Below are 18,391 nucleotides of genomic sequence, written 5' to 3'. Positions count from 1 at the left end.
CGTGCTAGCCGCTCGCCCCCTCCCCGAACGCGGCGAGACCCACCTCTGGATCGGCGACGGGCACGGCTCCGTACCGGACCAGGACATGGAGCTCCTGGCGGCGGACGAACGGGACCGGTCCACCCGGTTCTCCCGGAGCGAGGACCGTCGCCGCTTCGTCGCCGCCTGGGCCTCCGTCCGCCGCACGGTGGCCGCCTATTCGGATGTACCACCCGCGGAGATCCGGTTCGGGCGCACCGGCCCCGCCGGCCGCGAGAGCCTCCGGTACCGGCCGCTCGTCCTCGCGTCGTCGAACGCACGGGTGTTCCTGAGCGTGGCTCGGTCCGAGGAGCTCTGGCTGCTCGGACTGTCGGTGGAGGACCCGATCGGGGTGGACCTCGAACACGTCCGGAGCTTCGACACCGAAGGACTCATCGACCGCTGCCTGGCACCCGAGGAGCAGCAACAGGTACGGGCTCTCTCCCCGGGCGGCCGTAGCGCGGCCTTCGTGCGCGCCTGGACCCGGAAGGAGGCACTGATGAAGGCGGCGGGCCTTCCGTTGACCACCGCGCCGCACCGGGTGCTGGTGCATCCGGGCCGGACCGGGCCCGTGTCGGTGGACCTCGCGGAAGAGTGCCGGGTACCTCCCGACCGCTGGACGGTCCAGGACCTGCCGATGCACGGGCCGGTGCTGGCGGCGTTCGCCCGGCCGATGACCAGCACCGGCTCCGTGTCGGTCCACGACACCACCGCGGCCGGCGACGGCCCGGCCTGACCGTTCGTCCGCCCGACCCCGACCTCACCCCGTGGATTCGGGGCAGCACCGACTGGAGAGAGCAGCCAATGTCCACCACCCACCGGGCCGGCGAGCGGAAGTTCCTCTTCCTGCTCGCCGGCTCCCGCCCGGACGGCAACACCGAGACGCTCGTACGGCGGGCGGCGGCGGCCCTGCCCGAGAACGTCGAGCAGCAGTGGCTCCGGCTGAGCGACCTCCCGCTCCCGGCGTTCGAGGACCGCCGGCACGTCGGCCCCGGCGTGTACCCCGAGCCGGCCGGGAACGCCCGCGTGCTGCTCGACGCCACCCTGGCCGCCACCGATCTCGTCATCGCGTCGCCGCTCTACTGGTACAGCCTGTCGGCGAGCGCCAAGCTCTACCTCGACCACTGGTCGGGCTGGATGCGCGTCCCCGGCGTCGACTTCAAGCCCCGGATGGCCGGCAAGACGATGTGGAGCGTCAGCACCCTGTCCTCCGAGGACCACGCGATGGCCGGCCCGCTGATCGGCACCCTGCGCAACTGCGCCGACTACCTGACCATGCACTGGGGCGGTTCACTGCTCGGCTACGCGAACGCCCCCGGCCAGATCCTCGCCGACACCGAGGCACTGCGGTCCGCCGACTCCTTCTTCCCGGCGACGGTGCGGCCCTAGGCGTCCCGCAAGACGCCGCTGAGACGGGAACGACGAAGGCCCCGACCGCAGTGCGGTCGGGGCCTCGCGTTTGCCTTGGCGGGCGGGTGCGGAGGATACGAGACCAGCACCCCGCCGCTGTCGGATCCTGCGGGAAGCCCGGTTGGTCGAGGTCCTGTCCGAGGGGATTCACTCTCCGGCGGTCGGCGGCGGGGCGGTGTTCATCTCCGCGTTCGGGTGGACGACATCGCGGAGCGTCCGCAGGTTGGTGACCAGGTCGCCCAGCTGTTCAGGGGTGAAGAGGCCCGTGAACCAGCGCTCGATCTCGTCGAGGTGCTCGGCCAGCGCCCCGCGCAGTCGGTCTGCGCCTTCGGCGGTGAGGACGGCATAGGTGCTGCGCCGGTCGTCGGCCCTCGACTCCCGGTTCACCAGGCCGCCGCGCTGCAGGCGGTCCACAACCCGCGTGGCGCCGCTGGTCGACAGGAAGGACTGGGCGGCCAGGTCGGTCATCCGCAACCGCCCCCCGGGGGACCGGCTCAACCGCATCAAGGCCTCGAAGTCCAAGGACGACAGTCCTGCCTTCTCCAGGGTCGGCGCCAGCTTCGCGATCAGCCCGTCGCGGGCCTCGAAGAGCAAGCCGGCCGCAGTCAGGCGGGGGTCGTCGAAGACATCGGATCGGTCCATGCCCTCATCCTAGCCGCAAGTGCTTGCCGTGCGGACAGTTGACACGCGGAATATCCGCGAGGTAGACATCTGCTTGCGACGAGGATATTCCTCGCAGCAACTAAATGACCCATCGCGGACGCCGACCGACCGCGCAACCCCGCACCACGACGAGGAGTTCACCATCATGACCACCACTTGGGTTGCAGGCTTCCGCTCCGCCGTCCTCAGCCCCCACGAGGCCATCCAGATCAAGCCCTCCCGCGGATTCCACGACCAGACGCTTCGCCAGATCCTCCGCCTCGACGGCGGCGGCAAGGCGTTGCGCGTCCTCCTCAGCAACGAGTACGGCAAGGAACCCCTGGTCATCGGGGCAGCACGGCTCGCGGTCCGCACCAGCGGCAGCGCCGTCGACCCCGCCACCGACACCGCGCTGCGGTTCGGCGGCGCGACCGAGGTGGTCATCCCCGCCGGCGAGCGGCTCCACAGCGACCCCGTCGCCCTCGCGGTGCCCGCAGGGACCGACCTGGCGCTGACGCTCCGTCTGCCCGAGGACACCGGCCTCGCGACGTACGCCCACACCCCGTCGCAGAACGCCTACGTGCTGCCCGGCAACGCGGTCGCGGCGGACTTCACCGGTGCCGAGGAGATCGACGGCCGCTACTACGTCACCGGCATCGACGTCCTCGCCCCCGAAGGCACCGCGATCGCTGTCGCGTTCGGCGACTCCTGGTTCGAAGGCGTCGGCACCTCCACCGGCGCCAACGAACGCTTTCCCAACCAGCTGAGCCGGCGGCTCGACTGTGGCTGGGTGGTCAACCAGGGCATCGGCGGCAATCGCCTGCTGACCGACGAGGTCGGCCCGCGCGGCCTGGCCCGCTTCGAGCGCGACGTCCTCCAGGTGCCCGGCGTCACCCATGTGCTCTTCCACTTCGGCCTCAACGACGTGGGCCTGCCGGGCATGTTCGGTGAGCCCCCGGCCACCGCCGAGGACCTGATCGCGGGCTTCACCGCGCTCGCCGGCCGCGCGCGTTCGCACGGGCTGACCACGATCGGCATGACGATGGGCCCGTACGCCGGCACCGTCTACCCGGGTATCGACACCCCTGAGGGCCGCGCGGTGCGGCGTGAGGTCAACGCGTGGATCCGCACTTCCACCGTCTTCGACACCGTCGTCGACGTCGCCGCAGCCGTCCAGGACCCGGACGCGCCGGACTCCATTCGGGCCGACCTCGACAGCGGCGACCACCTGCACCTCAACGACGCGGGCGCGCACGCGATGGCCGCCGCCGTCGACCTCGCATACCTGCGCCTGTGACAGCACGTCACCGGCGGCGTCCGCCCGAGCTCCGGTGGACGCCTCGCAGGCAGCGAGGAACTGCGGCAGCACGAGGGATGGTCACCTGATCCTCGCCCGGGCCGGCGGGTGGGCATCGAGGGAGGCCGTCGCCACCCGGCGACCCTGGCATCCGGGGTCGCCGGGCAGGTGCAGCCGCCAGGCGCCATGAGACTCGGGCGACCCGGGTGCTGCGAGGAAGAGCCGTCGAGACCACTGATGACGCCGTGAGCGCGGGCGTACTCGTCCAAGTCGTCGACGGCGAACAATTGGCTGTTCCACTCGCCCGGCCAGACCGCGTAGAGGGTGGACTTGCCGCTCCGCGCTCGTTCGCAGGCCCCGGGGTCGGTGCCGTGGGAGACCGTGCCCTCTGCCGTGATCTCGATGTAGCAGGATCGCTCCGACGCCGGATCGCAGGAGGCGACAGGCAGCCAGTCAGACCTTCACCACCACGACGTGGTCCGGTAGCAACCTCTCCAGATCCTCCGTGTCGGAGGCGAAGACCGTCACCTGACCTCGCTGCCGCAGCGCTACTACCGCGAGCATGGCGTCGATCGCGTACTTGTGCCCGTGCAGGCCGGCGTCCGCCAGCAGCCGACGCGCTTGTCGCGCCTCGTCCTTGCCCAGTTCGGCGACGTTCACCCGTGACAGCACCCAATCCCAGCGCTGTTCGGTGGTCCGTGCGTCGTACGCCTCGACCAAGGTCATGGGCGAGGTGACGATCTCCGCCTCACCACGGGCGGCGAGGTCGAGCCGGGCGATCATCATGCGATCGCCGCTGACCGCGAGCGACAGGGCTTCACTGTCCAACACGAAGACGCGCAGCCGCCGGACTTCCTCGGCGCGCTTCTTCACGCGGCCGCCCCGCTGCTCTTGCCACGGGCCACCCGGCGCCGATCGTGTTCCGCATCCAGGTCGTCCAACTCCGCGTAGGCGGCAGCCCGTTCGTCGCTACGGATCGGCCCGTGTTCCTCTTCCAGCCATACGACCAGCTCCTGCAAGCGATCGCGGTCGCGCTTGGCCCGGAGGGCGTCGGCAACGTATGCGGACAGGCCGCGTTCGGCAGTGTCCGCGCGGATCTCGTCCAGCAGGTCTTCGGGGAGCGTGACGGTGACCTTCTTGGATGCCATACAAGTCACCATACTCGCCATAGTCGAGGATGGCATGGCTTCCCTGTGTCTGGTCCGAGCGATCAGGCCGCATCCATGCAACGACGAAGGCCCCGGACCGCTGAGCGGTCCGGGGCCTTCGTGAAGGCGGAGGATACGAGATTCGAACTCGTGAGGGTTTTATCCCAACACGCTTTCCAAGCGTGCGCCCTAGGCCACTAGGCGAATCCTCCGTGGGAGAGCTTAGTACATGTTCGGGGGTGCTCGCGACCACCCATCCGCAGGTGGGTGGGGGTAGTGGCCTGCGGTTCGGGGTGGAGGGGTGGTGGTGGGGCTTCGGTCGGGGATCCGCTACTCTTGGGGCAGCCCCTCGTGCGGCGTTATCTCTCTGAACTCCCCCAGGGCCGGAAGGCAGCAAGGGTAGGAGGGCTCTGGCGGGTGCACGAGGGGTCCTTGCGTTCCCGGGGGACCGCGTTTGTCCGCCCGTCCCGATATCGTCGGGGGTGTGTCCCTAGCCCTGTACCGCCGCTATCGCCCCGAGACTTTCGCCGAGGTCATCGGGCAGGAGCACGTGACCGCTCCGCTCCAGCAGGCCCTGCGCAACAACAGGGTCAACCACGCCTACCTGTTCAGCGGCCCGCGCGGGTGCGGGAAGACCACCAGTGCCCGCATCCTGGCCCGCTGTCTGAACTGTGCGCAGGGCCCGACGCCCACCCCGTGCGGAGAGTGCCAGTCCTGTACGGACCTGGCGACCGGGGGGCCCGGTTCGATCGACGTGATCGAGATCGACGCCGCCTCGCACGGTGGTGTGGACGACGCGCGTGACCTGCGCGAGCGGGCGTTCTTCGCGCCGGTGCACAGCAGGTACAAGATCTTCATCCTGGACGAGGCGCACATGGTGACCCCGGCCGGGTTCAACGCGCTGCTGAAGGTGGTGGAGGAGCCGCCGGAGCACCTGAAGTTCATCTTCGCCACCACCGAGCCGGAGAAGGTGATCGGGACGATCCGGTCCCGGACGCACCACTACCCGTTCCGGCTGGTGCCGCCCGGCACGCTGCGGGACTACCTGGCGCAGGTGTGCGGGCGGGAGCAGATCGCGGTCGAGGACTCGGTCTTCCCGCTGGTGGTCCGGTCCGGCGCGGGCTCGGTCCGGGACTCGATGTCGGTGATGGACCAGTTGCTCGCCGGGGCCGGCGAGGGCGGCGTCACGTACGCGATGGCCACGGCGCTGCTCGGGTACACCGACTCGGCGCTGCTGGACGAGGTGGTGGACGCGTTCGCCGCGCAGGACGGGGCGACGGTCTTCCAGGTGGTGGACCGGGTGGTCGAGGGTGGGCACGACCCGCGCCGGTTCGTCACCGACCTGCTGGAGCGGCTGCGTGACCTGGTGATCCTGGCCACCGTGCCGGACGCGGGGGAGAAGGGGCTGATCGACGCCCCGGCCGACCGGGTCGCGATCATGCAGGCCCAGGCGGACCGGTTCGGTCCGGCCGACCTGAGCCGGGCGGCCGACCTGGTCAACACCGGGCTGACCGAGATGCGGGGGAACTCCGCGCCGAGGCTCCAGCTGGAACTGATCTGTGCCCGGGTGATGCTGCCCGGCGCGTACGGCGACGAGCTGTCGCTGCAGGCGCGGCTGGACAAGCTGGAGCGCCGGGCCGCCGCAGGCGGATTCGCGGCGCCGCCGTCGGCTGCCCCGCCGATGCAGGTGCCCCCCCCGATGCAGCAGGCACCGCAGGCACCGCCGGTCCAGCAGGCCCCGCCCGTGCAGGCCTCCCCGCCCGTGCAGGCCGCACCGCCGGTCCAGGCCGCACCGCCGCAGGCCGCCCCGCCCGGGCAGGTGACGCCGGGTCAGCCCGCAGCCGCCGCCCCCGGCGCGTGGCCGATCCCGCGCAGCTTCCCGTCCGCCGGTGCGCCGGCGCAGGAGGCGCCCGCCCCCGCCCCCACGCCGGTGGCACCGGCCCAGCCGGCCCCGCCGGTCCAGTCGGCGGCTCCGCAGCCGACGGCCGGTCAGCCCTCGGTCTCCGCCCAGCAGGGCGCGGGCCAGGTCAGGCAGCTCTGGCCGCAGATCCTGGAGGCGGTGAAGAACCGCCGCCGGTTCACCTGGATCCTGCTCAGCCAGAACGGCCAGGTCGCGGGCTTCGACGGCAGCGTCCTGCAGGTCTCGTTCATCAACGCGGGTGCCCGCGACAGCTTCGTCGGCAGCAACAGCGACGAGGTGCTCAAGCAGGCGCTGGCCGACTCCCTCGGGGTGGACTGGCGGGTCGAGTGCATCGTCGACCCGTCCGGTGGCACCAGCGGCGGGGTGGCCGCCGGAGCCGGTGGCAACCCGCCGCCGTCGACCGGGGGTTGGGGCGCCCCGCAGCAGAGTCAGCCGCAGCACCAGCAGCAGGCACAGCAGCAGGCCCAGCCCCCGCAGCCCGCGCCGGTGCAGGCCGCACCGCCGCAGCCCTGGTCGGCCCAGACCGCGCCCCCGTCCCCGCAGCAGCCGGCGGCGCCTTCCCCGGCGGCCCCGGCGCCCGCCCCCGTCCGCGCGCCCGCGCCGCCGGTCGACGGGCCGCCGGCGGAGGACTACCCGCCGGACGACTACGACCTGGAGGGCGACGCCAGCTTCAGCGGCCCCTCGCCCACCCAGGTCGACCAGGGGGCGCACAGCCAGGAGCTGATCGTCCGTGAGCTGGGCGCCACGGTCCTGGAGGAGATTCACCACAACCGCTGAGCCCGGCCGACGTAGGCTCGGGTCGGAAGTGTTTCCGCAGTCGTGAGTCGTACAGGTACAGGAGTGAGCCGTGTTCCCTGGTGGTGGCCAGCCCAATATGCAGCAGCTGCTGAAGCAGGCGCAGAAGATGCAGGAGGAGCTCGCCAAGGCGCAGCGCGAGCTGGCGGAGGCGCACGTGGCCGGTTCGGCGGGCGGTGGCCTGGTCGAGGTGACGGTGACCGGTGCGGGTGAGCTGGTCTCGCTGACCATCGCGCCGGCCGCGGTCGACCCGGAGGACACCGAGACGCTGGCTGACCTGATCCTGGCCGCCGTCCGGGACGCGAACGCGACCGCCCAGAAGATGCAGGCCGAGCGGATGGGCCCGCTGGCCCAGGGCCTCGGCGGCGGCATCCCCGGTCTGCCGTTCTGACCTGCCCTTCTGCCCTGCCGCCGGTTCCGCACCGGCGGGGCGGCGCGAGATTTATGGTGAGTCGGGCGTCGGACGGTGTGTCCGACGCCCGATTCGTTGGATGATGGCACCGGAGCCGACGGCACCGCCGGTGGCCAGGGCCCGAGGGAAGGCGCGAAGTTGTACGAGGGCGTGGTTCAGGACCTGATCGACGAACTGGGCAGGCTGCCCGGCGTCGGGCCCAAGAGCGCGCAGCGGATCGCCTTCCACGTGCTGCAGGCCGACCCGGTGGACGTGCGCCGGCTGGCGCACGCGCTGCTGGAGGTCAAGGAGAAGGTCCGGTTCTGCGTGGTCTGCGGCAATGTCGCGGAGGCCGAGCGGTGCCGGGTCTGCCTGGACCAGCGGCGCGACCTCGCGGTGATCTGCGTGGTCGAGGAGCCCAAGGACGTGGTGGCGGTGGAGCGGACCCGCGAGTTCCGCGGCCGGTACCACGTGCTGGGCGGCGCGATCAGCCCGATCGAGGGCATCGGGCCGGACGACCTGCGGATCCGCGAGCTGATGACCAGGCTGGCGGACGGCACGGTCACCGAGCTGATCCTGGCGACCGACCCCAACCTGGAGGGGGAGGCGACCGCCACCTATCTGGCCCGGCTGTGCAAGCCGATGGGCCTGAAGGTGACCCGGCTGGCCAGCGGCCTGCCGGTCGGTGGGGACTTGGAGTACGCCGACGAGGTCACCCTCGGACGGGCCTTCGAAGGGAGACGACTTCTCGATGTCTGAGCAGCCCAGCAGTACCCAGCCCGCCGGCGCGCACCCCGGTGCCGCCGCACCCGGCGGCCCGCAGCACCGGCACGAGCCGGACGACTTCGCGGTGCAGATCGCCGACTCGGTGGAGAGCTTCGTGCTCGCGGTCACCGAGGTCGCCAAGGGCGACGAGCCCGGCAGCGTGGTCTCGCTGCTCCTGCTGGAGGTCTCGCAGCTGCTGCTGGCCGGTGGCCGCCTGGGCGCGATCGAGGACGTCGTCCCGGAGGACCGGTTCGAGCCGGACGCGGGCCCGGAGCCGGACGGGGTCGAGCTGCGCGAGCGGCTGGCCGCGCTGCTCGCCCCGATCGACGTCTACCACGAGGTCTTCGACCCGTACGGGCCGCCGGAGAAGCCGAGCGCGTTCCGGATCTCGGACGACCTGGCGGGTGTGGTCGCCGAGCTGCGGCACGGTCTGACGCACTACCAGGAGGGCCGGGTCAGCGAGGCGCTCTGGTGGTGGCAGTTCTCCTACCTGTCCAGCTGGGGTTCTACCTGCACGGCGGTGCTGCGGGCACTGCAGTCGCTGATCGCGCACGTCCGGCTGGACAGCCCGATCGGTGCGGCGGCGGACGGTGCGGACACCGACGACGACGGGCTGACCGACGAGCAGCTGGAGCAGCAGGCGGGCGACCTGATGGTCGCCGAGCTCGGCCTGTAGGCGGCGCCGCGCCGGTGTGACGCACCAGTCACCGCCCACCCGCCGACGCGAAATCCGAGGTGCCGCGTCCACCTCCCCGGCGATTCTCCGGGGAGGTCGGGCCGGGCCCGCAGACCTGCCGGTCCCGGCGGCCGGACGGCTGCCCACCTCGTGATATCCGCGTCTCATCATATGGAAACCGCAGGTCGGGCCCAGGCCGCTCGCTAGACTGGCGCCGACCGCAGCGCCCCCGTTCCCCCGGGGGTGCGGGGGCCACCAGTCCCCCGAAAACGACACTAGTCGAGGAGCGCACGTGGGCCTTGTCGTGCAGAAGTACGGCGGCTCATCCGTAGCGGATGCCGAGGGCATCAAGCGCGTAGCCCGCAGGATCGTCGACACCAAGAAGGCCGGCCATGAGGTCGTCGTCGTGGTGTCCGCCATGGGCGACACGACGGACGAGCTCATCGAACTCGCGGAGCAGGTCTCCCCGATCCCCTCCGGACGCGAGTTCGACATGCTGCTGACCGCTGGCGAGCGGATCTCGATGGCCCTGCTGGCCATGGCGATCCGGTCGCTGGGCCACGAGGCCCAGTCCTTCACGGGCAGCCAGGCCGGGGTCATCACCGACTCGGTCCACAACAAGGCGCGCATCATCGACGTGACGCCGGGCCGGATCCGGAACGCCCTGGACGAGGGCAACATCGCGATCGTGGCCGGCTTCCAGGGTGTCTCCCAGGTCAGCAAGGACATCACCACCCTCGGCCGGGGCGGCTCGGACACCACAGCGGTGGCGCTGGCCGCCGCGCTGAGCGCCGAGGTCTGCGAGATCTACACCGACGTGGACGGCGTGTTCACCGCCGACCCGCGGGTGGTGAAGAAGGCCCGCAAGATCGACTGGATCGGCTTCGAGGACATGCTGGAGCTGGCCTCGTCCGGCTCCAAGGTGCTGCTGGACCGCTGTGTGGAGTACGCGCGGCGCTACAACATCCCGATTCACGTACGCTCGTCCTTCTCCGGTCTGCCGGGGACCATTGTCAGCAGCATCAACCCGACCAAGCCCGAAGGGGGCGAGATGGAGCAGGCGATCATCTCCGGAGTCGCCCACGACACGTCCGAGGCCAAGGTCACGGTCGTTGGCGTGCCCGACAAGCCGGGCGAGGCCGCCCGGATCTTCCGCGCCATCGCGGACGCCGAGGTCAACATCGACATGGTGGTGCAGAACGTCTCGGCGGCGTCCACCGGTCTCACCGACATCTCCTTCACCTGCCCGAAGACCGAGGGCCAGAAGGCCATCGACGCCCTCGGCCGGGTCAAGGAGGGCATCGGCTTCGAGTCGCTCCGCTACGACGACGCGATCGGCAAGATCTCGCTGGTCGGTGCGGGCATGCGCTCCAACCCCGGCGTGACCGCGACCTTCTTCGAGGCGCTCTCCGAGGCCGGCGTGAACATCGAGCTGATCTCCACCTCGGAGATCCGGATCTCGGTGGTCACCCGTGCGGACGACGTCAACGAGGCGGTCCGGGCCGTGCACAGCGCTTTCGGTCTGGACACCGAGACGGACGAGGCGGTCGTCTACGGCGGTACCGGCCGATGACCCCGGAGAGGAGGCCGAGCCTCGCGGTGGTCGGCGCCACGGGCGCCGTCGGAGCCGTACTGCTCGGCCTCCTCTCCATCCGGCGGGACGTCTGGGGGGAGATCCGGCTGATCGCCTCGTCCCGTTCGGCGGGCCGTCGGCTGACGGTCCGCGGGGTGGAGACCGAGGTGGTCGGGCTCGACGAGGAGGCGTTCGCCGGGATCGACGTGGCGATCTTCGACGTACCGGACGACATCGCCGCCCGCTGGGCCCCGATCGCCGCCGCCAAGGGCGTGGTGGTGGTCGACAACTCCGGCGCGTTCCGGATGGACCAGGACGTCCCGCTGGTGGTCCCCGAGGTGAACGCCCCGGCGGCGCTGATCCGCCCGCGCGGGATCATCGCCAACCCCAACTGCACCGTGCTCACCCTGATCGGCGGGCTGGCCGCGCTGCACTCCGAGTACGGCCTGAGCGAGCTGGTGGTCGCCGCGTACCAGGCCGCCTCCGGCGCCGGGCAGAGCGGGGTGGACACCCTGCGGACCCAGATCGCCGAGGTGGCGGGCACCTCGGTCGGCGAGCAGACCGGTGACCTGCGGGCCGTGGTCGGCGACAACGGCCCGTTCGCCGCGCCGCTGGCCCTGAACGCGGTGCCGTGGTCCGGCACGGTGGAGGACGGCGGCTGGTCCTCGGAGGAGCTCAAGGTCCGCAACGAGTCGCGGAAGATCCTCGGCCTGCCGGGTCTGAAGGTCTCCGCCACCTGCGTCCGGATCCCGGTGGTCACCACCCACTCGCTGGCCGTGCACGCGGTCTTCGAACGCGAGGTGAGCCTGGTCGCCGCGCAGGAGATCCTGCAGAACGCCCCGGGCGTGGTGCTCTACGACGACCCGGCGGCGGGGGAGTTCCCCACCCCGAACGACGCGGTCGGGACGGATCCGGTCTGGGTCGGCCGGGTCAGGGTCGCGCTGGACGACCCCACCGCGCTCGACCTCTTCGTCTGCGGCGACAACCTGCGCAAGGGCGCCGCCCTGAACGCGGTGCAGATCGCCGAGCTGGTGGCGGCGGAGTTCTCCCGGCTGGGCTGAGCCCGGGTGTGGTCGTCCGGTGGAGGTTGAGTCCGGGTGAACGGCAGACGATCCGTCAGATTCCCCCGCAAGGGCACTGGAGGCACCCCGGCAGGTGCGGGAGAATGAGCCCGCAGTCGGGGGCAACCATGACAGGGGATCAAGTGTCCAACATGCGTGGCGAACGTGGTGGGGGCAGTGCGGGTGGGCACGGTGCGCGTGGCGGCGCGGCCGGTCGGTAGCCGGATGGGCACCGCCGCGGCGGACGCGGCGGGAGCCAGCGTCGATCATCTGACCGCCACCTACCAGGCGCACTACCGCTCCCTGCTCCGGCTGGCGGCCCTGCTGCTGGACGACGTCGCCTCCTGCGAGGACGTGGTGCAGGAGGCTTTCATCCGGGTGCACGCGGCCCGGCGCCGGGTCCGCGAACCCGAGAAGACCCTGGCCTACCTGCGGCAGACCGTGGTCAACCTGTCCCGCTCCACCTTGCGCCGGCGGATCATGGGCCTGCGGCTGCTGCCCAAGCCGATGCCTGACATGGCCAGTGCAGAAGAAGGCGCCTACGATGCGCTGGAGCGCGACCAGTTGAAGGCCGCGCTCCGAGGCTTGCAACGCCGTCAGCGGGAGGTGCTGGTGCTGCGCTACTACGCCGATCTGACGGAGGCCCAGGTGGCCGACGCGCTCGGGATCTCGGTCGGCTCGGTGAAGGCGTACGGCTCGCGCGGCCTGGCCGCGCTGCGGGTGCTGATGGAGAGCAGCGATGACTGACGGCCGGCGGCCCTCGGGGGAGGACCCGTTGGTGCGGGAGCTACGCGACCGGCTGCACCGGGCGGTGGCCGAGGTCGAGCCCGACCCGACCGCGCTGCCCCGGCTGCACGACCAGGTGCCCCGGCGCCGGGCCAGGCAGCGGACCAGGTGGACGGGCGTGGTGGCCGCCGCGCTGCTCGCCGCCGCCGCCCTGCCGACCATCCACGGGGTGCAGCAACTCGACCTCTCCGGCGGGCCGGTGGACGGCCCGCTCGCGACCGGGCCGTCCGGCCCGGCCGTCACGCCGGGGCCGTCGAGGAGCGGCGGCACCGGTCGGCCCACCTCGCTGCCGATGCCGGTCGTCACCGCCTCGCCCGTCGGCTCCCCGACCGAGCCGCTGCCCGAGGTGACCACCAGCGGGTCGCTGGCCGGTGTCCCCGGCTCGCCGACGGCGGGCACGGTGCCGGTGCCCGGCTGCGGACCGGCCGACCTCGGGCAGGGCAGCTCCCACCTGGCGGCGGCCGATCCGGAGGGTCGGGTGTACGGGTGGTTCCGGGTGGTCAACACCTCCGGGCGGGCCTGCGAACTGGTCGGCGGCGGCCGGCTGGTGACCGACTCGGCCACGGTCAAGGTGGCCCCGCACACGGCCGGCGGGCCGGCCGCCGGGCTGGCCGAGCCGGTGGGGGGCGGGCCGGTGCTGCTCCCGCCGATGGCGGGTTACCAGGTCCGGTTCGGCTGGGTGCCGGACGGGCCCTGTCCCGGTGCCGAGGTCGTCAACTCCCGGGCGCTGGCGGCCGGTCCGGGATCGGGCGGGACGGCGGGCGCGAGTGAGGCCCCCGGCCCCGAAGCCTCGCCGTCGGCGGGCGAGTCGCCTGCCCCGACGGCCAGCCCGACCCCGGGCCGCCCCACCCTCACCCTCACCCACACCCCGGACCCGGGCGGCCCCCAGGTGGTCGCCACCCTGGCCAACGCCTGCACGGGCACCGTCTACCGCAACGGCCCGGAACGCATCCCGGACACCTCCCCGTCGACGGGGCCGTAGGTCGGCGAGCTCGGCCTTTTGCAGGGCGCTCGGCTGCACTGTCCAGGGGCTCGGGGCTCTGCTGATGTGCGGCTCCGCCGCGTGGGCGAGGAGATCTGGCGTGCGGGTCACTGCGAAAGTACCTGACCACCTACGCGACGATCACCTTGCAAGGGCCGGCGTCGCCCACGCGGCGGAGCCGCACAACAGCAGAGCCCCGAGCCCCTGACTCTTCCGAGCCACCTGCGAAAAGGTCGGCGTCGCCCACGGGGCGGAGCGCAGCGTGAGGCCCTGGTGTCGGGGGTGGGTGTAGGGGTCGTTACCGTGGTGTGTGTGTACCGGTTTCTCCTGACTTCGCGCTGGCTCGGCGGCACCGTGGTCGCCGTCCTGGCGGTCGTGGTCTGCCTGTTCCTCGGTTCCTGGCAGCTCAGCCGGTTCGAGGACCAGGTGAAGCGGCACCAGGACGCGGTCCGCTCCGCCGACGCGGCGACCGGCGGTGCGGCGGTCCCGTTCGCCGAGCTGCTGCCGGACGCGCGGGCCCGGGTGACCACCGAGACGGTCGGCCGCGCGGTCACCCTGACCGGCCGGTACGACGCGGCGCACCAACTGCTCGTCCCCAACCGCACGGTGGACGGCAAGCAGGGCTACTACGTGCTCACCCCGCTCTGCCCGGACGGCGGCGGCAGCGCCTGCGTGGCCGTGGTCCGCGGCTGGGTGCCTGGCCCGGCCGCAGGGCGGACCGCGCCGGAGGTCGACCCCGGCCGGGTGACCGTCACCGGGCGGCTGCAGGCGCCGGAGAACAGCGGCAGCAACGGTGCGGTGGCCGGCGGCCTGCCCGAAGGGCAGCTGGGCACGATCAGCCCGGCGGCGCTGGTGAACGTGCTGCCGGACGTCGGGTACGACGGCTGGGTGGCCGCCGACACGGTGGCGGACGGCCTGACCGTGGTGCCGACGGTGCAGCCGCAGGGCGGCAACGGTCTGAGCCTGCGGGCGTTCCAGAACCTGGGCTACACCCTGGAGTGGTTCGTCTTCGGCGGCTTCGTGGTCTTCATGTGGTTCCGGCTGGCCCGCCGCGAGGCGGAGAACGCCGGTGACCGGGCCCTCGGACTGGACCCGGTCACCGACTAGGTCAGTCGTCGCAGTCGTCGTTGTCCGCGCCCTTGTGACCGGTGCTCCGGTGGCCCTTGGACTTCTTCGCGCTCTTCGAACTCTTCGAGCCCTTGCCGGACTTGGCCAGCAACTGGGCCTGGACCGGCGAGACCGTCCCGGCCACGGTGCCGGCCGACCGGTCGTCGCAGTCGTCCGAGCCGGACGAACAGCCCGCTGCGGTCAGCAGCAGCGCCAGTACGGCGCCGGAGGCCACCACCCCACGTCTGATGCTCAACGCGCTCTCCCCAGGTGCCGCAGTGTGAAGTCGATCTCCAGTCGGAGCTGCTTGATCCGCTCCTCGACCACCAGTGAGCCGTGCCCGGCATCGTAGCGGTAGACCTCGTGCTCCTTGCCGAGCTCCTCGAGCCGGGTCACGTAGTTGTCGATCTGCCGGATCGGGCAGCGCGGGTCGTTCACCCCGGCGCTCAGGTAGACCGGCACCTTGACCTGCTCCACGTAGCTCAACGGCGAGGAGGCGTGCCAGAGTTCGGGCACCTCCTCGGGCGAGCCGCCGAACAGGGTGCGGTCCAGCGACTTGAGCGCCTCCATCTCGTCCTGGTACGAGGCGAGGTAGTCGGCGACCGGTACGGCGGCCAGGCCGAGGGTCCAGCTGTCCGGCTGGGTGCCGAGGCCGAGCAGGGTGAGGTAACCGCCCCAGGAGCCGCCGGAGAGCACCAGCTGGGACGGGTCGGCCAGGCCGGAGTCGACCGCCCAGTCCCGGACCGCGCCGATGTCCTCCAGCTCGATCAGGCCGACCCGGCCGTGCAGCGCGTCGGTCCAGGCCTGGCCGTAGCCGGTGGAGCCGCGGTAGTTGACCCGGACCACCGCGAAGCCGTGGTCCAGCCAGGCGGCGGGCCCGGCCGCGAAGGAGTCGCTGTCGTGGTGGGTCGGGCCGCCGTGCACCTCGAACAGGGTGGGGAACGGGCCGGTCCCGGCGGGGCGTTGGACCAGTGCGTGCACCCGGCCGCCCGGGCCGTCCACCCAGACGTCCTCGACCGGCACCGAGCCCGGCGGCACCGGGCCGGGGGCCCGCAGCACCACGGTGCCCGCCGTGGAGCGGACCGCTGAGGGTTCGGCCGCCGAGGACCAGAGGAACTCCACCGTCCCGTCCGGCCGGGCGGTCGCGCCGGAGACGGTGCCGCGCGGGGTGTCCAGCCGGGTCAGCCCGCCGGTGGCCAGGTCGTAGCAGAACAGCTCGCTACGGGCCTCGTACTCGTGCTCGACCAGCAGGGCGCGGGCGTCGGGGAACCACTGCGCGGACAGGTCGCCGGGGAACTCCCGGCCCTGGTCGTCGCGGAGGACCAGCGCGGTCTCGGTGCCGGTGGCCACGTCCCAGAGGGCGGGCTCCCAGCGGCCGGTGCGCTGGTGGGCGATCAGCAGCCGGGTGTCGCCGTCGGCCGGGGCGAAGCCCAGGCAGGCCACCCCACTGGGGTGTTGACGACCCGTCACCTCGTCCAGCTCGGCCACGGTGGCGCCGTCGGCGAGCCGGAGCACCCGGATCGCCGAGTGCATCGCGTCGCCGTGCTCGGTGTGGTCGATCGCCAGCAGGGTGGAGTCGTGGCTGAGGTCGCCGACGCCGCCGTACTCCTCGTGCCGGTAGATCCGCTCGACCTCGGTGGCGCCGGGGCGGCGCAGGTAGAGGGTGGTGCCGTGCTCGTCGTCCGAGGTGCCGACCACCACGGTGCCGTCCAGGCCGAGCGCCAGACCCGCGTCGTACGCGGCCGGCACCCCGGGCACGGCGTGCTCGTCGGGGCCGCCGGTGAACGGCTGGCGGCGCCAGACGCCCAGTTCGTCGCCGTCGGTGTCGTCGAACCACCAGATCCACGCGCCGTCCGGGCTGAGCTCGGCGTCGGTGGTCCCATTCGGGCGGGAGGTCACCCGGCGGTGGGTGTCGGCCGACCGGTCCCAGGCGTAGATCTCGTACGTGCCGGTGGAGTTGGAGACGTAGAGGGCGCGGTCGGGGGCCTGCTCCGCCCAGTCGGGCAGGGAGACCCGTGCCGCCCGGAACCGCTGTTCCCACTCCGGTACGGGGCTCTTCTCGTTGCTCATCCCCCCATCAAACCCGATCCTCGCGGCCCGGCGGAACGGTGCGGCCCCGCCGGTCAGACGAAGGCGCACTGCACCACCCTGATCCGGTCCCGCCAGACCGTCACCGCCGTGGCGCCGCCGGCCGGGCCGCCGAACGACTCGGCCAGCACCCGGTCGAACGCGCCGGACTCCAGTGCCTCGGACAGCCGTCGGGCCCGGTCGAAGCGGGCCTGGTCGGGCCCCTGGTAGGGCAGTCTGCGCCAGTGCATCGGGGAGGCGCCCGGCCCGTAGCGGTGGCCGCCGAGGCTGGGGTGCGGGAGGGCGAGCGAGAGCGCGTACAGGTCCTGCTCGGCCCGGTCGGCGGTGGTGCGGAACCAGGGCGGCCCGACCCGGAGCCGGGCACCGTCGGGCTCCACCGGGACCGGGCCGGTCTGGGACCAGCCAAAGGCCGTGATCACCGGATCCCGGAGCACCGATTCGAACAGCGGCCGGAGGGCGGAGAGCGGCCGCTGCTGCACCCGGCAGGCGACCGGCTGGCGACTCCGCTGGATCGGGACCCCGAAGAACTCGGTCGGCGTGGTCACGGACTGCCTCCTGCTGCTGCTCTGATCTGCTGCGCTGAACCGCTGGTCGTTGCTCGCGGACAGGACCTTACCTAGATGCGTTCGCGAACGCGAACACGTATTCGATTTATTTTCGATTCCCTTGGGTAGGTCACCGAACCGGCTGGTCACCGGCCCCGAGGGGTGGCAGCATCGGCAGGTCGGCGCTGTTAGCCTCGTTCGCGAACGCGGCTGTCGCCCGCGCCCTCGCCCGGGTCGGAGTGAGGGGCCGACTGCCGTGAGGGGAGACGACGAGATGCCCGCGACCGTGCCCGGCGACACCGGCGACGCGCTCTCCCGGCTGGTGCGCGAGGCGCTGGACCGTCCCGGGGTGACCTTCCGGCGGCTCACCGAGAGCACCGTCGACCCGGCCACCGGCTACCGCCCCGGCACCACCTGGCTGCACAAGCTGGTCCGCAACGAGGTGGTCCGCGCGCCCGAGCCGCAGGTGCTCCGCGCGCTCGCGGCCGGGCTCGGCCTGCCGCTGCTCCAGGTCCAGCGCGCCGCCGCGGCCCAGTACCTGGACTACGTCACCACCGAGCTCACCGGCCTGCCCGCCGACGCCCGGGCGATCGTGGCGCACCTGGCCGAGCTCGACCCGGCCGACCTGCCCCGGGTGCGGGCCGTGATCGAGGCCCTGGTGGCGGCTCGCGGCGACTCCGAAGGCGCTGCGGAGTACTGACCGTCGGACCCGTGTGTCGTCCTCGCCAGTCCCCGTAATCGGGTGTACGTTCGATTCCAGCTGGAGTCGCACGCATCCGCCGTCAGCGGGAGGGGGCACATGAACAGGGTCACCTGGTACCACGCCGAACTCGACGACGGCGCTCCGCTGGTGCTGCTCACCTTCCCCGACGAGTCGGTCCTGATCGGCGACCCCCGCACCCTCCCGCCCAACCTGCTGCCCGCCCTCGCCGCCGCCCTGACCACCGGGCCGCTCACCGCTGTGCGGATCGCCGACCTGATGGCCGACCTCTGGAAGTACCCGGATCCGGCGAACGGCACCAGCCATCAGGGGCTCGGGGAACTGCGACGCCCACCCGGGAAAGGTGATCCGTCCGTAAAGGGTCAGGCACTTTCGCAGTGACCCGCACGACAGATCTCCTCCTTGCAAAGAAGTGCGGCGGCCCCACCAGGTCTCCCCGGTAGGGCCGCCGCACTCGCTCAGTAC

20 protein-coding genes, 1 tRNA gene and 1 other RNA gene are annotated in these 18,391 nt (G+C 72.2%); 15 read left to right on the top strand and 7 right to left on the bottom strand.

From position 1 onward, the window contains the following. Window position 1 precedes the first annotated feature (1 nt). Both OHV05_RS16595 and OHV05_RS16590 read left to right on the top strand, forming a co-directional pair. Window positions 2-754, top strand: a complete 753-nt coding sequence (locus OHV05_RS16595) for a 4'-phosphopantetheinyl transferase family protein (protein WP_405018371.1) — start codon at window positions 2-4, stop codon at window positions 752-754. A 68-nt stretch (window positions 755-822) separates the two neighbouring features. After that, entirely contained in the window at window positions 823-1,407 is a 585-nt protein-coding gene (locus tag OHV05_RS16590; protein WP_405018370.1) for a flavodoxin family protein, read from the top strand. A gap of 168 nt (window positions 1,408-1,575) precedes the next feature. Here the strand turns inward: OHV05_RS16590 and OHV05_RS16585 are convergent, their stop codons facing one another. Beyond that, window positions 1,576-2,070: a MarR family winged helix-turn-helix transcriptional regulator gene (locus tag OHV05_RS16585; protein WP_405018369.1), complete on the bottom strand. Its 495-nt coding sequence runs from the start codon at window positions 2,068-2,070 to the stop codon at window positions 1,576-1,578. A gap of 166 nt (window positions 2,071-2,236) precedes the next feature. On the opposite strand from OHV05_RS16585, the gene OHV05_RS16580 reads away from it, so the two are divergent. Continuing rightward, entirely contained in the window at window positions 2,237-3,367 is a 1,131-nt protein-coding gene (locus OHV05_RS16580; RefSeq protein ID WP_405018368.1) for a GDSL-type esterase/lipase family protein, read from the top strand. A gap of 453 nt (window positions 3,368-3,820) precedes the next feature. On the opposite strand, the gene OHV05_RS16575 is transcribed toward OHV05_RS16580, so the two are convergent. The 3 genes from OHV05_RS16575 to OHV05_RS16565 form a co-directional block, all read right to left on the bottom strand. Beyond that, window positions 3,821-4,240 (bottom strand): PIN domain-containing protein, encoded by a 420-nt coding sequence (locus OHV05_RS16575; RefSeq protein ID WP_405018367.1) that lies wholly within the window; start codon window positions 4,238-4,240, stop codon window positions 3,821-3,823. Then, window positions 4,237-4,515, bottom strand: a complete 279-nt coding sequence (locus OHV05_RS16570; RefSeq protein ID WP_405018366.1) for a CopG family transcriptional regulator — start codon at window positions 4,513-4,515, stop codon at window positions 4,237-4,239. Before OHV05_RS16570 ends, OHV05_RS16575 begins: the two co-directional genes overlap by 4 nt. 127 nt (window positions 4,516-4,642) lie before the next feature. After that, a tRNA-Ser gene (locus tag OHV05_RS16565) sits at window positions 4,643-4,727 on the bottom strand. Window positions 4,728-4,858: 131 nt separating this feature from the next. Here OHV05_RS16565 and ffs point away from each other — a divergent pair. From ffs to OHV05_RS16515, 10 genes are all read left to right on the top strand, one after another. Continuing rightward, window positions 4,859-4,949, top strand: an RNA gene (gene ffs / locus OHV05_RS16560) — signal recognition particle sRNA small type. Between the two features lie 50 nt (window positions 4,950-4,999). Next, window positions 5,000-7,213, top strand: coding sequence for a DNA polymerase III subunit gamma and tau (locus OHV05_RS16555; RefSeq protein WP_405018365.1), 2,214 nt, complete (start codon window positions 5,000-5,002; stop codon window positions 7,211-7,213). Between the two features lie 70 nt (window positions 7,214-7,283). Continuing rightward, window positions 7,284-7,622, top strand: coding sequence for a YbaB/EbfC family nucleoid-associated protein (locus tag OHV05_RS16550; RefSeq protein WP_184917303.1), 339 nt, complete (start codon window positions 7,284-7,286; stop codon window positions 7,620-7,622). 159 nt (window positions 7,623-7,781) lie between these two features. Next, on the top strand, window positions 7,782-8,381 hold the full coding sequence (recR, locus tag OHV05_RS16545; protein WP_057234470.1) for a recombination mediator RecR: 600 nt from the start codon (window positions 7,782-7,784) through the stop codon (window positions 8,379-8,381). Then, window positions 8,374-9,063: a DUF5063 domain-containing protein gene (locus OHV05_RS16540; RefSeq protein WP_403043032.1), complete on the top strand. Its 690-nt coding sequence runs from the start codon at window positions 8,374-8,376 to the stop codon at window positions 9,061-9,063. Before recR ends, OHV05_RS16540 begins: the two co-directional genes overlap by 8 nt. Window positions 9,064-9,355: 292 nt before the next feature. Next, window positions 9,356-10,636 carry an aspartate kinase gene (locus OHV05_RS16535; protein ID WP_403043030.1) on the top strand — a complete coding sequence of 427 codons (1,281 nt, stop codon included), beginning with the start codon at window positions 9,356-9,358 and terminating at the stop codon, window positions 10,634-10,636. After that, window positions 10,633-11,697 carry an aspartate-semialdehyde dehydrogenase gene (locus tag OHV05_RS16530; protein WP_405018364.1) on the top strand — a complete coding sequence of 355 codons (1,065 nt, stop codon included), beginning with the start codon at window positions 10,633-10,635 and terminating at the stop codon, window positions 11,695-11,697. Before OHV05_RS16535 ends, OHV05_RS16530 begins: the two co-directional genes overlap by 4 nt. A gap of 225 nt (window positions 11,698-11,922) precedes the next feature. Continuing rightward, window positions 11,923-12,444, top strand: coding sequence for a SigE family RNA polymerase sigma factor (locus OHV05_RS16525; RefSeq protein ID WP_405018363.1), 522 nt, complete (start codon window positions 11,923-11,925; stop codon window positions 12,442-12,444). Beyond that, window positions 12,437-13,465 (top strand): hypothetical protein, encoded by a 1,029-nt coding sequence (locus OHV05_RS16520; protein ID WP_405018362.1) that lies wholly within the window; start codon window positions 12,437-12,439, stop codon window positions 13,463-13,465. The genes OHV05_RS16525 and OHV05_RS16520 overlap by 8 nt, the downstream gene beginning before the upstream one ends. A gap of 312 nt (window positions 13,466-13,777) precedes the next feature. Next, window positions 13,778-14,572, top strand: coding sequence for an SURF1 family protein (locus tag OHV05_RS16515; RefSeq protein WP_405018361.1), 795 nt, complete (start codon window positions 13,778-13,780; stop codon window positions 14,570-14,572). Window position 14,573: 1 nt separating this feature from the next. On the opposite strand, the gene OHV05_RS16510 is transcribed toward OHV05_RS16515, so the two are convergent. From OHV05_RS16510 to OHV05_RS16500, 3 genes are read right to left on the bottom strand one after another with little or no spacing between them, the layout of a single operon-like run. Continuing rightward, the gene (locus OHV05_RS16510) at window positions 14,574-14,828 is read right to left on the bottom strand and encodes a hypothetical protein (RefSeq protein ID WP_405018360.1); all 255 of its coding nucleotides are present in this window, start codon (window positions 14,826-14,828) and stop codon (window positions 14,574-14,576) included. Continuing rightward, on the bottom strand, window positions 14,825-16,642 hold the full coding sequence (locus OHV05_RS16505) for a prolyl oligopeptidase family serine peptidase (protein WP_405018359.1): 1,818 nt from the start codon (window positions 16,640-16,642) through the stop codon (window positions 14,825-14,827). Before OHV05_RS16505 ends, OHV05_RS16510 begins: the two co-directional genes overlap by 4 nt. A 53-nt stretch (window positions 16,643-16,695) precedes the next feature. Further along, entirely contained in the window at window positions 16,696-17,205 is a 510-nt protein-coding gene (locus OHV05_RS16500; protein WP_405018358.1) for a hypothetical protein, read from the bottom strand. Window positions 17,206-17,479: 274 nt separating this feature from the next. Here OHV05_RS16500 and OHV05_RS16495 point away from each other — a divergent pair, with 274 nt between their 5' ends. Both OHV05_RS16495 and OHV05_RS16490 read left to right on the top strand, forming a co-directional pair. After that, entirely contained in the window at window positions 17,480-17,905 is a 426-nt protein-coding gene (locus OHV05_RS16495; protein WP_405018357.1) for a hypothetical protein, read from the top strand. Window positions 17,906-18,004: 99 nt separating this feature from the next. After that, window positions 18,005-18,307, top strand: coding sequence for a hypothetical protein (locus OHV05_RS16490; protein ID WP_405018356.1), 303 nt, complete (start codon window positions 18,005-18,007; stop codon window positions 18,305-18,307). The last annotated feature ends 84 nt before the right edge of the window (window positions 18,308-18,391 follow it).

It is taken from the genome of Kitasatospora sp. NBC_00070 (assembly GCF_045041205.1).
Taxonomy (GTDB): Bacteria; Actinomycetota; Actinomycetes; order Streptomycetales; family Streptomycetaceae; genus Kitasatospora.
This window is presented reverse-complemented; position numbering and strand designations above follow the sequence as displayed.

Excerpts from the sequence above, each read along its gene's own strand:
- OHV05_RS16590 (WP_405018370.1), top strand. The coding sequence starts at position 823 with ATGTCCACCACCCACCGGGCCGGCGAGCGGAAGTTCCTCTTCCTGCTC.
- OHV05_RS16585 (WP_405018369.1), bottom strand. The coding sequence starts at position 2,070 with ATGGACCGATCCGATGTCTTCGACGACCCCCGCCTGACTGCGGCCGGC.
- OHV05_RS16580 (WP_405018368.1), top strand. The coding sequence starts at position 2,237 with ATGACCACCACTTGGGTTGCAGGCTTCCGCTCCGCCGTCCTCAGCCCC.
- OHV05_RS16570 (WP_405018366.1), bottom strand. The coding sequence starts at position 4,515 with ATGGCATCCAAGAAGGTCACCGTCACGCTCCCCGAAGACCTGCTGGAC.
- OHV05_RS16540 (WP_403043032.1), top strand. The coding sequence starts at position 8,374 with ATGTCTGAGCAGCCCAGCAGTACCCAGCCCGCCGGCGCGCACCCCGGT.
- OHV05_RS16530 (WP_405018364.1), top strand. The coding sequence starts at position 10,633 with ATGACCCCGGAGAGGAGGCCGAGCCTCGCGGTGGTCGGCGCCACGGGC.
- OHV05_RS16525 (WP_405018363.1), top strand. The coding sequence starts at position 11,923 with ATGGGCACCGCCGCGGCGGACGCGGCGGGAGCCAGCGTCGATCATCTG.
- OHV05_RS16520 (WP_405018362.1), top strand. The coding sequence starts at position 12,437 with ATGACTGACGGCCGGCGGCCCTCGGGGGAGGACCCGTTGGTGCGGGAG.
- OHV05_RS16505 (WP_405018359.1), bottom strand. The coding sequence starts at position 16,642 with ATGAGCAACGAGAAGAGCCCCGTACCGGAGTGGGAACAGCGGTTCCGG.
- OHV05_RS16495 (WP_405018357.1), top strand. The coding sequence starts at position 17,480 with ATGCCCGCGACCGTGCCCGGCGACACCGGCGACGCGCTCTCCCGGCTG.
- OHV05_RS16490 (WP_405018356.1), top strand. The coding sequence starts at position 18,005 with ATGAACAGGGTCACCTGGTACCACGCCGAACTCGACGACGGCGCTCCG.